Origin of the sequence: Helicobacter anatolicus (assembly GCF_021300615.1) — a bacterium.
Taxonomy (GTDB): Bacteria; Campylobacterota; Campylobacteria; order Campylobacterales; family Helicobacteraceae; genus Helicobacter_H; species Helicobacter_H anatolicus.
The window spans coordinates 113650-127611 of record NZ_JAJTMY010000004.1 but is presented as its reverse complement, the minus strand read 5'-3'; the positions used below and the strand labels follow the sequence as shown (position 1 = coordinate 127611).

Annotated in this window: 15 protein-coding genes; 13 read left to right on the top strand and 2 right to left on the bottom strand. The window is 31.8% G+C overall.

The window, feature by feature from the left end:
- Positions 1 to 5: 5 nt before the first annotated feature.
- Both LW133_RS06320 and rpsR read left to right on the top strand, forming a co-directional pair.
- Complete coding sequence (locus LW133_RS06320; RefSeq protein WP_233077567.1) at positions 6 to 518, top strand: single-stranded DNA-binding protein; 513 nt, start codon at positions 6 to 8, stop codon at positions 516 to 518.
- Positions 519 to 528: 10 nt separating this feature from the next.
- Entirely contained in the window at positions 529 to 783 is a 255-nt protein-coding gene (rpsR, locus tag LW133_RS06315) for a 30S ribosomal protein S18 (protein ID WP_233077566.1), read from the top strand.
- 320 nt (positions 784 to 1103) lie between these two features.
- Here the strand turns inward: rpsR and LW133_RS06310 are convergent, their stop codons facing one another.
- Both LW133_RS06310 and glyQ read right to left on the bottom strand, forming a co-directional pair.
- Positions 1104 to 1733 carry a tetratricopeptide repeat protein gene (locus LW133_RS06310; protein ID WP_233077565.1) on the bottom strand — a complete coding sequence of 210 codons (630 nt, stop codon included), beginning with the start codon at positions 1731 to 1733 and terminating at the stop codon, positions 1104 to 1106.
- A gap of 9 nt (positions 1734 to 1742) precedes the next feature.
- A complete protein-coding gene (gene glyQ, locus LW133_RS06305) occupies positions 1743 to 2642 on the bottom strand; it encodes a glycine--tRNA ligase subunit alpha (RefSeq protein WP_233077564.1) in 900 nt (299 codons plus the stop codon).
- 127 nt (positions 2643 to 2769) lie between these two features.
- Here glyQ and serS point away from each other — a divergent pair, with 127 nt between their 5' ends.
- The 11 genes from serS to LW133_RS06250 are packed head-to-tail and all read left to right on the top strand — an operon-like array spanning position 2770 to position 13961.
- Entirely contained in the window at positions 2770 to 4056 is a 1287-nt protein-coding gene (gene serS, locus LW133_RS06300) for a serine--tRNA ligase (RefSeq protein WP_233077563.1), read from the top strand.
- Between the two features lie 8 nt (positions 4057 to 4064).
- Entirely contained in the window at positions 4065 to 6482 is a 2418-nt protein-coding gene (locus LW133_RS06295; protein WP_233077562.1) for a tetratricopeptide repeat protein, read from the top strand.
- Positions 6479 to 8503 (top strand): ATP-dependent helicase, encoded by a 2025-nt coding sequence (locus tag LW133_RS06290; protein ID WP_233077561.1) that lies wholly within the window; start codon positions 6479 to 6481, stop codon positions 8501 to 8503. The genes LW133_RS06295 and LW133_RS06290 overlap by 4 nt, the downstream gene beginning before the upstream one ends.
- 2 nt (positions 8504 to 8505) lie before the next feature.
- Positions 8506 to 9174 (top strand): flagellar basal body P-ring formation chaperone FlgA, encoded by a 669-nt coding sequence (gene flgA, locus LW133_RS06285; RefSeq protein ID WP_233077560.1) that lies wholly within the window; start codon positions 8506 to 8508, stop codon positions 9172 to 9174.
- Positions 9171 to 9710, top strand: a complete 540-nt coding sequence (locus LW133_RS06280) for a UbiX family flavin prenyltransferase (RefSeq protein WP_233077559.1) — start codon at positions 9171 to 9173, stop codon at positions 9708 to 9710. The genes flgA and LW133_RS06280 overlap by 4 nt, the downstream gene beginning before the upstream one ends.
- Positions 9710 to 10198 (top strand): pantetheine-phosphate adenylyltransferase, encoded by a 489-nt coding sequence (gene coaD / locus LW133_RS06275; protein WP_233077558.1) that lies wholly within the window; start codon positions 9710 to 9712, stop codon positions 10196 to 10198. The genes LW133_RS06280 and coaD overlap by 1 nt, the downstream gene beginning before the upstream one ends.
- On the top strand, positions 10189 to 10749 hold the full coding sequence (gene tmk / locus LW133_RS06270; RefSeq protein WP_233077557.1) for a dTMP kinase: 561 nt from the start codon (positions 10189 to 10191) through the stop codon (positions 10747 to 10749). Before coaD ends, tmk begins: the two co-directional genes overlap by 10 nt.
- A 5-nt stretch (positions 10750 to 10754) precedes the next feature.
- Entirely contained in the window at positions 10755 to 11327 is a 573-nt protein-coding gene (locus tag LW133_RS06265; RefSeq protein WP_233077556.1) for a ComF family protein, read from the top strand.
- A gap of 44 nt (positions 11328 to 11371) precedes the next feature.
- Positions 11372 to 12532, top strand: coding sequence for a peptidoglycan DD-metalloendopeptidase family protein (locus LW133_RS06260; protein WP_233077555.1), 1161 nt, complete (start codon positions 11372 to 11374; stop codon positions 12530 to 12532).
- Positions 12533 to 12588: 56 nt separating this feature from the next.
- A complete protein-coding gene (locus LW133_RS06255; protein WP_408610469.1) occupies positions 12589 to 13134 on the top strand; it encodes an NUDIX domain-containing protein in 546 nt (181 codons plus the stop codon).
- Entirely contained in the window at positions 13131 to 13961 is an 831-nt protein-coding gene (locus LW133_RS06250; RefSeq protein ID WP_233077553.1) for a plasminogen-binding N-terminal domain-containing protein, read from the top strand. The genes LW133_RS06255 and LW133_RS06250 overlap by 4 nt, the downstream gene beginning before the upstream one ends.
- Position 13962: the final 1 nt, after the last annotated feature.

The following is a 13962-nucleotide window of genomic DNA, read 5'->3' as shown; positions in this document are numbered from 1 at the left end:
GGAATATGTTTAATAGAGTAGTGATGATTGGAAATTTGACACGTGATGTAGAATTACGTTATACACCCAGTGGTGCGGCAGTTGCCACAATTGGTCTGGCAAGCAATCGTAGATATAAAAAACAAGATGGAAGTTTAGCAGATGATACTTGTTTTATTGATGTGAAACTTTTTGGCAGAACCGCTGAAGTAGCAAATCAGTATTTGCGCAAAGGAAGCAGGGTTTTGATAGAAGGTAGGTTGACTTATGAAACCTGGACAGATCAAATGGGAAACAAAAGAAGCAGACACACTATTGCAGCAGAAGGTTTAAGTATGCTGGATTCTAAGAATGGTGGTGCAACAGAAGGTTATAGTGCCTCTGCCCCGATGACCAGTAATAATTATAATGACACTAATGTTTCTGCAACATATTCTAGTGCAAATGATAATAATGGGTATGCAAAGCAGCAATCACAAAAAGATTATGTACATAGTGTACCGGAAATAGATATTGATGAAGATGAATTACCTTTTTAAGGAGTAGGAAATGGAAAGAAAAAAATATTCAAAAAGATATTGTAAATATACAGAAGCAAAAATTGAGTTTATTGATTATAAAGATGTGGAAATGTTAAAGCATTCTTTATCAGAGCGTTATAAAATTATGCCAAGAAGATTGACAGGAAATACTAAAAAATGGCAGGAGCGTGTTGAAATTGCTATTAAGAGAGCAAGACATATGGCACTTATTCCTTATATTGTGGATAGAAAACACGTTGTAGAAAATCCTTTTAAAATTTAATTTTTGGCCAAAAGACTTGAACTTTTGGCACACATCGACTTACCACTTTATTTCTCTTTAGTTTTATATTTATTTTTATATATTTAGTCATTGTGTTTTTTAGATTCTAAACTTAGCATTTTTGTTAAATTTGAAGATTGTAGCATTGTGGCAAAGATAAAGCACATGGTGACATGGCTAAATGTAGCAACAAGATATTATAAAAGTTTAATAATAGGGATTATAAAAATAAATGGTATAACAAGAGTAGTAGAAAGATAAGGATCGGACGACACAATATTAGGATTATTAAAAAATAAAACTTTTGCTTAGAAAAAGTTTTATTCATAAAATGATTTTATAAGATTTAGGATTTTGCAAGAGTTTTTATTGCCCTGATAGCACTCCTTTTCAAAATAGTTTTTTGCCAAAAAGAAATAAGCCAATGCAATTTCTGCGCTTTGTTTAACTTTATCACCACCAATTTCATAAAGTACACCCAAATTAAAACAAGCAGATGCATCATAAAGGCTACAGGCCTTTTGATAATAAAATGCGGCATCTTGAAAATTTTTTGGAACACCAAGTCCTTTATAATATAAATCTGCTAGTCTAAAACAAGAAGTTGCATCCAAATTATCGCACATAACCTCATAATACTCTTCTGCTTTTGGACCAATTTCAAAAAGTCTTGCATGAAAACAACCAAAAGAATCTCCTCTTTTGCAAGCAAAATCATAATATTGTTTAGCTTTTTTGAGATCTTGTTCTACATCAAGCCCTCTTTCATAAAGCGTCCCAAGACCACTGCATCCCAACATGATACCTTTATTACAAGCTCTAGAATAATATTTTTTTGCTTGTTTAAATTCTCCTTTTTCGTAAAAATCACGAGCTTTTTTAATATCGCTATTTAGATCCCCTCCAAAGACAAAGGATAAACTTATGAGTAGAAAAATAATTTGTTTCATGATTTTTATTTAGCTTTGTTTAATATTTTGCAGTCTTTGCTCTCTTTGTTTTTCTTGCTCTTTGTATAGTAGGGCGCAATTTTTAGAAAGTTCACGAATTTTTAAGATAAACTCCTGTCTTTGTGAAACAGAAATTGCTTTCCTTGCATCAAGAATATTGAAAAAATGTGAGCTTAGCATAGTGAAGTCATATGCAGGTAGGGGAAGGTGTTTTTCCAAACAGGATTTTGCTTCATCTTGCACAAGTGTAAAAAGTTCTAAAATTCTTTTTGTATCAGCAACTTCAAAATGATATTTGCTAAATTGATACTCACTCTCTAAGTGCACATCTGCATAATTTACACTTTCTTTACAAGTATTTTCCCCCCATTCAATATCTAAAATAGATTCTACTTGTTGGATATAAGTAGCTAGGCGTTCTACGCCATAGGTGATTTCAATTGCTACAGGATCGCAAGCAATTCCACCTACTTGCTGAAAATAGGTAAATTGTGTAACTTCCATACCATCAAGCCATACCTCCCAACCAAGTCCCCATGCACCAAGAGTTGGGGATTCCCAGTTGTCTTCTACAAAACGAATATCATGTTTTTTGAGATTTAATCCAAGATGTTCTAAACTTTTTAAATAAAGCTCTTGAATATTATCAGGACTAGGTTTGATTAAAACTTGAAATTGATAGTAGCTTCCTAGGCGATTTGGATTTTCTCCATATCTTCCATCTGTTGGGCGTCGTGATGGTGCTACATAGGCAACTGACCAAGGCTTGCTATCTAGGCTACGCAATAGCGTCGCAGGATGAAAAGTACCTGCACCAGCAGGGATATCATAAGGTTGCACAATAATACATCCTTGTTCTTTCCAAAATTCTTGTAATTTTAAAAGAAGATTTGAAAAAGTAGGTTTCATGACAATGCCTTTATCTTGTGATAATTTTGTTTAATTATAGCAAAATGAAAGAATAGGAATATCTAATGTTTTATGCTAGAATTATTTAAGATTTTTGGTATAAATAAAGCTTTAGGGGTTTGAAAGTATGATTGATGTAAAGAATTTGCTAAATAATTTTGATAGTGTGAGTGAAAAATTACAAATAAAAAAAGTAGATGGCGATATTTTGTTGACATTAAAAGATGCGGCACAAAATTATAAAAAAACTAAACAGAATTTAGAATCCTTGCAAGCAGAACAAAATAAACAATCTAAATTATTTGGTGAAAAAGCAAAAGAGGGGAAGGAGGCTTTGGAGGTTTTAAAATCTCAGCTTGATGGTTTAAAAAAGGAAATTGCTACTTTGAATCAAGAACTTAAAGCAAAAGAAGAAATTTTAGAAAATTTACTTTTTGGAATTCCTAATATTCCTGATGAAAAAACTCCAAAGGGTGATGATGAAAATGATAATATTGAGTTAAAAAAAGTTTTAAAACCAAAAGAATTTGCCTTTAAGCCCAAGGAGCATTGGGAGTTGGCACAAGAAAATGGTTGGATTGATTTTGAGCGAGGAGTAAAACTTGCAAAAAGTCGATTTTCCGTGTTAAGGGGTATGGGTGCAAGATTAAACAGGGCTTTGATAAATTTTATGCTTGATTATAATCAAAAAGCAGGGTTTGAAATGGTGGTAACTCCAGTTATTGTTAACGAAAAAATGCTTTTTGGAACAGGACAACTTCCAAAATTTGAAGAAGATATGTTTAAAATTGATGGTAACACAGACCCTTTGATTATTGGCGAAGAAGTAAAAAAGCAAGATTTTTATTTGATTTCGACTTCTGAGATTACATTAACAAATCTTTATCATGATGAAATTATCCCTGCGCAAGATTTGCCAATTTTACTTACCGCGCAAACCCCTTGTTTTAGAAAAGAAGCAGGAAGTGCAGGAAGGGATACAAGAGGAATGATTAGACAGCATCAGTTTGATAAAGTAGAGCTTGTAGCGATTACTAAGCCAGAGCAAAGTGATGAGATTCATCAAAAGATGATTGATACGGCTAGTGGGATTTTGGAGGCTTTGGGGCTTCCTCATCGTATGGTACAGCTTTGTGGGGGTGATTTAGGTTTTAGTGCGAGCAATACCGTGGATATTGAAGTGTGGTTACCAGGACAAAATTGTTATCGTGAAATTAGTTCTGTTTCTAATACAAGAGATTTTCAAGCAAGAAGAGCAAAAATTCGCTATAAAGAAGATAAGAAAAATGCTTTAGTGCATACTTTAAATGGTTCTTCTTTGGCGGTAGGCAGAACACTGATTGCAATTATGGAAAATTATCAAAAAGAAGATGGAAGTATTGAGATACCTGAAGCTTTGAAATCTTATTTGTGATTTAGAGAATGGCGAAAAAAAAATTAGAAGTAAATTCCCTTGAGGAGAGTGAAGAAAGTAAGTTTTCTAGAATTTTTAAGATTGATATTAAAGCATTAATCAAAAAATTCCGAGGCTTTGGCACAAAACAAAAGGCAATATTTTTAGGAATTATTAGTGGGGTTTTTTTGTCCTTATTGGCCTTGATAGTTTTATGGGCAATTTCTCATAAAAAAACACATGGAAAAGAAATTCAAGAGTCAAGTGAAAGAATTGCTGTATTGGAAAAAAAACAAGATTTAGATGAAGAGATTCCTAGTGAGGTGCTACAATCTTTGCCAAAACTTAATGCACTCGCGAATCCTATTAATAATAAAGAATTAAATGGCCTTATCCAAAAGGCACATATGCTTTATAGTAATGGTAATGTTTTAGAAGCATTAAATGTTTATAATAAAATTGCAAATTTTTCACAATCCTTAGCAAGTTATAATTTGGGAGTTGTAAGACTTAGGCAAAAAGAATATGCAATGGCATTAGAATCATTTAAGCAAGCTATTAGTTCAGGTGATGATATAAGCTTAAATGCCTTTAATGCAGCAATGAGTGCAAAATATCTTGGCGATCAAGATTCTTATAAATATTATTTAAATTTAGCAGCCAAAGAATTGTCGCAGGAAAATAGTGAAGCATTTTATAGCTATCTTTATGCTCTTATACAATTTTATAATCAAAATTATTTTGCCACTTTTTCGGCACTTAAAAATCCAAGCTCTGATGCATATGTACAATTTAGCGATACCTTATTAGTAAAAACTTATTTGATTTTTAATAATTATGAAAATGCTATTGATATTTTGGAGAAGAAGTCTCAAAAAGATTACAAAACCCTGGGGTTGCTTTATGCAAAAATTGGGGATTATGATAGAGCAAAACAATATCTCTCACAGTATATTTATAAGTATCCTGAGGATCGTGATGCAAAATTGGCGTTACAAATCGTATATCTTAAAATGAAAGATTTTTTTAATGCCGCTAAAATTTTGGAGCAATTTGCAGATAAAAATGAACAAGAAAAGGTGTTGAAGTCCTATCCTATCAAAGTAGTACTGCATCCAAAAATTTTTGATATTAATCTTGCACAAGAACTTTTTGTTAAGCATATTTTGGATACACAAGATGTAATGGCGTATAAAATTTTATTTTATTATGCCCCTTTTAAGGTGTTTAATATTCAAGATGCTTTGGGGGCGTTACATCAAGGTGGAATGTTATTATCAGGAAATATTTTGGCTTCTGAAGAAAAAGTGATAGAAGGTCAGACGATTGCAAAAATTGATAAAAATATTGCAGAGGCATTGGTTTATGTCAATCAGAAAAAAGTGCGTAAGGCATTGGAAATTTTAAAAACAATGCTAGATCAAAATCCAAATCACTCTATTTTACACTATAACGCAGGGTTGCTTTATGCACAGATGGAAAATTATACACAGGCTTATAAACATTTTATAAAAGCATACTATCTTAATACACAAGAAATAGATTCTGCAATGTATGCAATTATTGCATCATATTTTTTGGATAAAAATACTAAGAGAATTCAAAATGATATCACTAAAAATTTTGAAGATTTGGTAATTCAAAATCCAGAGCATAGGAAGTTTTTGCTTGCATTTTTAGGTTATTTGAATAATAATGTCGCAGATGAAATGTTGTGGATTGATCAAGTAAAAAATAAAAAATCAATTTATTATGCCTTAAAGGCTGCATACGCAATGCGTTCTAAAAACCAAAAAGCCTTAGAAGATTCTTTTATGGCGTTAAAAGATATGAATCCTAATGACTTTATTGCAGATATTTTTTATATGGTCGCTAGGGATTTAAAGACAAGTTTTAAGCAAATTGCTTTGGGCTTGCATAACCTTCTTGTGCAAAAAGTAAATAATTTTGATAGTATTTTTTACGGTCCAGCTTTGGCAAGAGAGCTTTATGCACATATTGGTTTTATTACAGGATCTTTGCAGAATCAAGAAGAAACGCTACGTAAAAAACTTACTGAGACCCTTGAGGATACAAATGGGATTTTGCAGGCTTTGGCATTGGTAAATATTTACCAACATAAATTTGAACAGGCTTATGATATCTATAAGGTTTTGATAGAAAAATTAAAAGAAGATGATTCTCATACACAGTTTTTGGCTGCTGTTGCTGCAATGGGACTTCAAGATAAAGATAACGCAACACTTTTATTACAACTTTCAAAAATGGAAGCAGAATCAGAATTTGAAGCAAGAATGGCTTTGGGAATGCTATATCAGCAAAGAGGAAATTTTCGCACAGCAACAGGGTATTATAATATGCTTTCTGGAAAATTTTTTGAACCTCAATTTTTTGATTTTGAAATTGATACACAAAAAATTTTAGATTCTAAAAGGTATAAGAAATGAGTGATATCCTAAGGGGTCTAAATGCTGCACAAAAATCTGCAGCTATGCATGTTGATGGGCCTTTGCTGGTGTTAGCTGGTGCAGGAAGTGGAAAGACAAAAACTTTAACAACGCGATTGGCATATTTGATCGATGAGATTGGGATACCTGCGCAAAATACCTTGACATTAACTTTTACAAATAAAGCAAGTATGGAGATGCGCCAAAGAGCATTAAGTCTTATTGGTTCTCAAAGTAGCATTCCTATTTTGGCTACTTTTCATCGTTTTGGACTAATGTTTTTGAAGTTTTATATTACATACTTAGGGCGCAAAAATGATTTTTCTGTAATTGATGATAAGGACAAAAATAAGATTCTTAGCAAGATTGAAAAAAAAGTAAAAAATATAGACTTGACTACAAGAGAAATTAGTTCGGAAATTTCTTATATAAAAAATAGTTTACTTGGATCTCTAGGTGAAGAAAAAGAATATTTAGAGGAGTTTTTTTACGCATACCAACAAGAATTACTAGATCACAATTTAGTAGATTTTGATGATTTATTGCTTTTGCCTTTTAATATTTTAAGTACAAATGATGCACTTGCTGCAAGAATCTCGCAAACTTATTCTTATATTATGGTAGATGAATATCAGGATACAAATTATCTACAATTTCAACTGTTGCGAAAGCTTTGTTTTTCTCATGAAAACCTTTGTGTTGTGGGAGATGATGATCAAAGTATTTATGGTTGGCGTGGTGCAGATATTCAGAATATTTTGCAATTTAATAAGCATTTTAAGGATGTTAAAACTATAAAATTGGAAGAAAACTATCGCTCTACGGAAGAAATTTTAAATGCAGCAAATTTAATGATTGCGTATAATACTCAGAGAATTGGAAAGACATTAAGAAGCATAAAGGGAAGTGGAGAGGCAATAAAAAATTTAAGTTTTGAAGATTCTAAGGCAGAGGCTTTTGGTATAGCACAAGAAATACAAAATTTATTGCATAAGGGTGTTAGGGCAGATGATATTGCGGTATTGTTTAGGTTGAATGCAATGTCAAAAGGGTTGGAGGAAAATTTAAACAGATTGAAAGTGCCGCATATGTTGGTGGGAACAATGCGTTTTTATGAAAGAGCAGAAATTAAAGATATATTGGCATATCTACGATACTTAAGCAATAAGCATGATGATTTCTCGCTTGAGCGCATTATTAATCAACCAAAACGTGGAATCGGTGAAAAGACGCAAGAAAAAATATTTTCTTTAGCTAGAGAAAAAAAAATAAGCGTGGTGGAGTGTTTTTTGCAAGGAGAATATGATAATGTCTTATCTTCAAAGGTTCTTGCGACATTGCGTGAGTTTTTCGCACTTTTAGAAGTATTGCGTGAAGATAGAGATAGGCCTTATAAGATGGCAGAAGCATTATTAAATCATATTAATATTTTACAAGCTTATGAGGCAGAATATGATCATATAGATCGTATGGCAAACATAAAAGAACTTTTGCAAACAATTAAGGAATATTTTGAAGAAAATATAGATTCTACGATAATTGATTTTTTTAATAATATTGCTTTGTCTTCAAGCCTAGATGATACACAAGAAGGTAGTGTAAAATGTATGAGCATTCATACTTCTAAGGGCCTTGAGTTTGATTATGTTTTTGTGATTGGTATGGAGGAAAAAATTTTTCCTCATGAAAAAAAAGATACAGATTTAGAAGAAGAAAGAAGGTTGGCTTATGTGGCTTTTACGCGTGCTAAAAAGAAGCTATATACAAGTCATGCAAATTCTAGGTTGCACCATACAGGTCCTTTGAAAAGTTCAAGATTTTTGCAAGAAGCTCAGATTTTACAGGGTAAAAATCTTGACATACAAACAGGTGGGTTTGTAAAAAATGATGCAGTTATACATAGGGTTTTTGGTTTGGGGATTGTGCAAAAGGTAGAGAAAATAGGTCAAGACATGTTTTTGACAATTAGTTTTGGTGGCTTGATACGGCGTATTAAATCAGGTTTTGTAGAAAAGGCGTGAGAGTGCAAAAGATTTTTTATTGCTTTTTTTTTAGTATTGCTTTTTTAGTAGCAGACAATATAGAGATGCTTAAAAATAAAATTAAAAAAGAATATGAAGTTTTTTATAAAAATCATAAAATAGAAATTCATGCTATTACTTTAGGACTTAGTCAATCTAGTCAGATTAATGAGGTGCAGATTAAAAAAGTTGTTTTAGATTCTAAGGATTTTCTTGCACAAGGAAAAATAAAGATTATTTTTCTTTATAAAAATAAAGAATATGCACATTTTGTAGAATATTATATAGATGCAACACTAAAGGCTATTTTTGCCAAAAATGAAATTAAAAAATCTCAAGATATTAGCACGGAAAATATCCGATTAAAACCTATAGAGCTTTCTAGGATTCTTTCTCCTATAATTAATCCAAAAGATGTCAATCATGTTGGTGCAAAAATTTTTATCCCCAAAGAAACACTTATTACTCAAAATCTTATAGAATCTAAAATTCTTATTCGTAAAAATGATACTTTTTTGGCAGTTTATAAAGAAGGGAATATGCAAATACAATTAACGCTTATTGCAAAGGAAGATGGTGCAAAAAATGCCATTATAGAGGCATTAAATCCTGAGACAAAAAAAGTTTTGCGTGTGAGGATTCTTACAAACAATATGGGAGAAGTGTTGTGAAATTTGTACTTGGAATTAGTGGGGCTAGTAGTATAGAACTTGGAATTAAGTTTTTAAATTATCTACCTAGTGATTTTGAGATTTTTTTGGTATTAAGTCAAGGGGCAAAAGAGGTGATTAAAAAAGAGGGGTTAAATTTTAATCCTGGAGAAAATGTACAAATTTTGGATTCTAGAGATATTGGTGCTTGTATTGCCTCAGGAAGTTTTGGGGTTGATAAAATGGCAATTATTCCTACCTCAATGAATAAACTCGCAAAAATTGCTTATGGGATTTGTGATGATTTGATTACGCGGAGTGCTAGTGTCATGCTAAAAGAGCGCAAGACTTTATTGTTGGCACCAAGAGAAATGCCTTTTTCAGCAATTGCATTAGAAAATATGCATAAACTTTTTTTACATGGAGCAATCATAGCACCGCCTGTTTTGGGGTATTATTCTGGTGCTAAAACTCTAGAAGATATGGAAAAATTTTTAATTGGTAAATGGTTTGATTCTTTAAATATTTCTCATTCCTTGTATAAAAGGTGGCAATAATGAGAAAAATGGCAATTTATCCTGGTACTTTTGATCCTTTGAGTAATGGGCATTTAGATGTGATTACACGGAGCGCGGATCTTTTTGATGAAATTTTGGTAGCTGTGGCTCAATCTAGTGCCAAAAAACCTATGTTTAGTCTTGAAGATAGGGTAGAGATGGTGAAATTAGCGACAAAAAATCTAGCCAATGTAAAATGTGTGGGGTTTGATAACCTTTTGGCAGATTTTGCAAAACAAAATGGAGTACGGTTTTTGGTGCGTGGGCTTAGAGTAGTGAGTGATTTTGAATATGAAATACAAATGGGGTATGCTAATACTTCTTTAAATGCAGAGTTAGATACAATTTATTTCATGCCAAGTTTAGAGAATGCCTTTATTAGCTCTTCTGTAGTGCGTAATATTTTGACACATAAGGGAAAGATTTCACACATTGTGCCAGAAGAGGTATTTACGTATATTAAAAAAAAGGGTATGTTATGTATGTAGTATTTGAGGGGATTGATACTTGTGGAAAGAGTACGCAAATTGAGCTTTTAAAGCCAATTTTTCCAGATGCAATTTTCACAAAAGAACCAGGAGGGAGTAAGATTGGCGCAAAAATTCGAGAAATAATTTTGATGACAAAAAATCTTGATTTTTATACAGAATTTTTTTTATTTTTGGCAGATAGGGCACAACATTATAAAGAAGTGCTTTTGCCAAATAAGGATAAAAAAATTTTTGCAGATAGGAGCTTTATATCAGGGATTGCATATGCCAAAGATAAAATGAAAGAATCGTGGGAGTATAATCTTTTTGTAATGCGCGATATTTTACCAGATAGAGTTGTTTTATTTTATATTGATAGAGAGAATCTTAAAGAAAGAATTTTGCAAAAAGATCATGATGTAATTGAGCAAAGAGGGATAGATTATTTAATGAAAATTCAAGATAATCTTTTGGAAGTTGTAGAAAAATTAGATTGTAAAAAACTTTTAGTGGATGCGACAAAACCTAGAGATTTTATTCATCAGCAAATTTTAAAATTTATTATTTAGATCTTATGCTTTGTTTAACTTGTAGTGCTTTTTGTTTTTCCTTGCTTTGTAAAAATTGTAGGGATCAGTTTTTAAAAGTTAAACCAAAAATTCGTATTGTAGAGGATTTAAAAATTTATAGTTTTTATAATTATCAAGATATAAGTTTGTTGTTAAATACCAAATATTATGCTATTGGCAGTAGAGTGTTTTCTTTGCTTGCTAAAAAAGCAAATGCACATTTTTTAACAACACATCAGGAATTTTTTAAACAATATATTGCTCATGGTGTAGGAATTGATGATGATCCAAAAAAAGGATATTCGCATACAGGAGTAATTTTGCATGCCTTTAGAAATATGATTACCCCAATTTATGGGGAATTACAGGCAAAAAATAAAGTGAAATATGCGGGAAAAAGTTTGGAATTTCGACAAAAAAATCCTAGAGGATTGGTTTATAAAAGCGGGAATAAAAATCTTGTAATTTTTGATGATATTGTAACAACGGGTTTGAGTATGCTTGAGGCAAAAAAGGCTATAGAAAAAGGTGGAGGAAATGTGTTATTTGGTGTTGTTTTAAGTGATGCAAAAAAATGATATTAATCATGTTTTTATATAATTTTTGAAGTTAAAGGAAAGAGATGAAAAAATTTTTTTTTGTTTTTTTGTTCGTATTAACCTTTTGCTTTGGGGCAGTCGGCGAGCGTTTAGTATGGAATAGTGGACTTTCTTTACTTGCATTTTTAGAGCAAAATAAATTACCCTTAAAGCTTTATTACAATCTCTCTAATACTGATAAGGAACTTGCAAGTGAGGTGCGTGTAGGTTCTGTATATTATCTACTTAAAAATGCGGATGGCATGGTTTTACAAGCTTTAATTCCCATTAGTGAAGATGTGCAAATACATATTTATTTAAAAAACAGAGAATATTTTTTGGATTTTATCCCTATTATCTATACTACGCATAAAAAAACTCTAGTATTGGCAGTGCAAAAATCTCCTTATCAGGATATTCTAGAGTATACAGGTGATGTAGTTTTAGCAAATGAGTTTGTAAATATTTATCGTAAAAGTATTGATTTTAAAAAGTTTATGTTAAAAAATGATAAAATTGCTATGATTTATACAAGAAAGTATCGTCTGGGCAGGACTTTTTGGGTGCCAGAAATTAAGGCTGCTGTTGTAGAAACACATAAAAAATCTAATTACTTATTTGGTTATAATGAAAGTTTTTATGACCTCTCAGGAAGAGAGGTCATGGGATTTTTACTAGATATGCCCGTAAAATATACAAGGATATCATCAAGATTTTCTTACGGAAGATTTCATCCAGTCTTAAAGAAAACAAGACCCCATTATGGTGTGGATTTGGCTGCACCTCATGGGACGGTGATTAAAGCCGCAGCATCTGGAAAGATTATTTATTCGGGATATAGAGGGGGGTATGGAAATGTTGTAGAGATTGCACATGGTGATGGAATTAGGACTTTGTATGCACATATGAGTAAAAGAGATGCAAAAGCTAGAGTTGGTGCTATGATTAAAAAAGGACAGATTATAGGTAGGGTAGGTAGTACGGGAATGAGTACAGGTCCACATTTGCATTTTGGCGTGTATAAAAACTCTCGCCCTATTGATCCCATGGGGATTGTAAGAACTGCTAAAAATGAGTTAAAAGGCAATAAAAAGCGTGAATTTATAAATCTAGCAAAATCTCTGCAATCTGAACTTGATAGATTGCGTGAAGTGTATGATTTTGAAGTGCAAAAAGCATATTTAGAAACAAAGGCATTAGATTGAAATATTTTTCACCTCCTAAAAAAAGAGTTGATTTTACTAATATTAGTTGTACTCCTATGCAAGATTCTAAATATATTAAGCCCTTAAGGTTAAAATATACAGAAAATGGAATCCCTAAACAATGGGACATTATAAAATCTATGGATAGTGTTTGCATTTTGCTTTTTGATACTTCTAAAGAAGCATTTGTTTTGGTGCGACAATTTCGTCCTGCTGTGTTTTATAATTCTCAAAAAGATGGTTATACTTATGAGCTTTGTGCAGGGCTTGTTGATAAAGAGGGGAAAAGTTTAGAAGAAATTGCAAGAGAGGAAGTTTTGGAGGAGTGTGGATATGATATTTCCCTACAGGAATTGCAAAAAATTGGAGAGTTTTTAAATGCAACAGGAGCAAATGGAAATGTGCAGCATTTGTATTTTGCACAAGTGAGTGATAAAAATAAAGTTAATCAGGGTGGAGGTGTTGATGATGAGTGTTTGGAGGTATTGTATCTACCAAAAAACATAGCTTTGAATTTTATTTTTGATCAAGAGATACCAAAAACAACATCACTATTTTTAGGAATACAATGGTATTTTTATAGTTTTAAGGATGGAGAATGAGATTTTTATTTTTAGGAATTGTTGCTTTGACATTTCTTTTTGCAAATTTACAAAAAGAAGTAAGTGTAGAAATTACAAAAGTAGATTTAGGTAAAAATCAAGTGGAATTTGCAGCGGGGGATTTGCAGATTGGTGAGAGTGGGTGGATTAAAGTTGATTTCCATAATTATACAGGAATTATTAAGCAGGTAGTTGTTATTGCAATTGACAAAAAAAATGCAATAGGTAAGATGATGGATTTTGATACTTTGAAGCAAAAATATCTTCCTAGACCTACTAATAAAGTTAAGGTTGGAGATAAGGTTTATTTCAGAACATTAAACACTAAAGCGTTTTTGGTTGCACCGGATTTAGAATCTTATGAAAAAGTAAAAAATACACATAAAGAAGTGGAATTTTTAAGTCCAGATTTATTGATGGGGTTCTTGCTAGCTTATGGGGGATATGATCCTACTAAAGAGTTTTTTAAAAAAGCTTGCGGGAGCTATGCAGTAGGACTTTTGTATGTGGTAAATGAAAATGCACTAGATATTCTTGATTGCCAAAGCACAATTTCTTTGAAAACAGAGGATTTTGATACTTCAGGAATTAAAGAACCAAAAACCCCTTTTTATTCTCGTATTGATGAGATTAAAACAGGTACGCTTTTTAGTTTTATGCAGTCAAAAAAAGCAAAATATTATTTTCCATATTTTACAAATCTTGCACATCCTGAACGAGATTATCAAACAATGATGGTAAAAGAAAAAAGAGAAATTGATGCAAAATTGCAAGCACAAAAAGAAGAAGAAAAAAAACGCTTAAAGCTTGAAAAGAAAAAAAAATAAA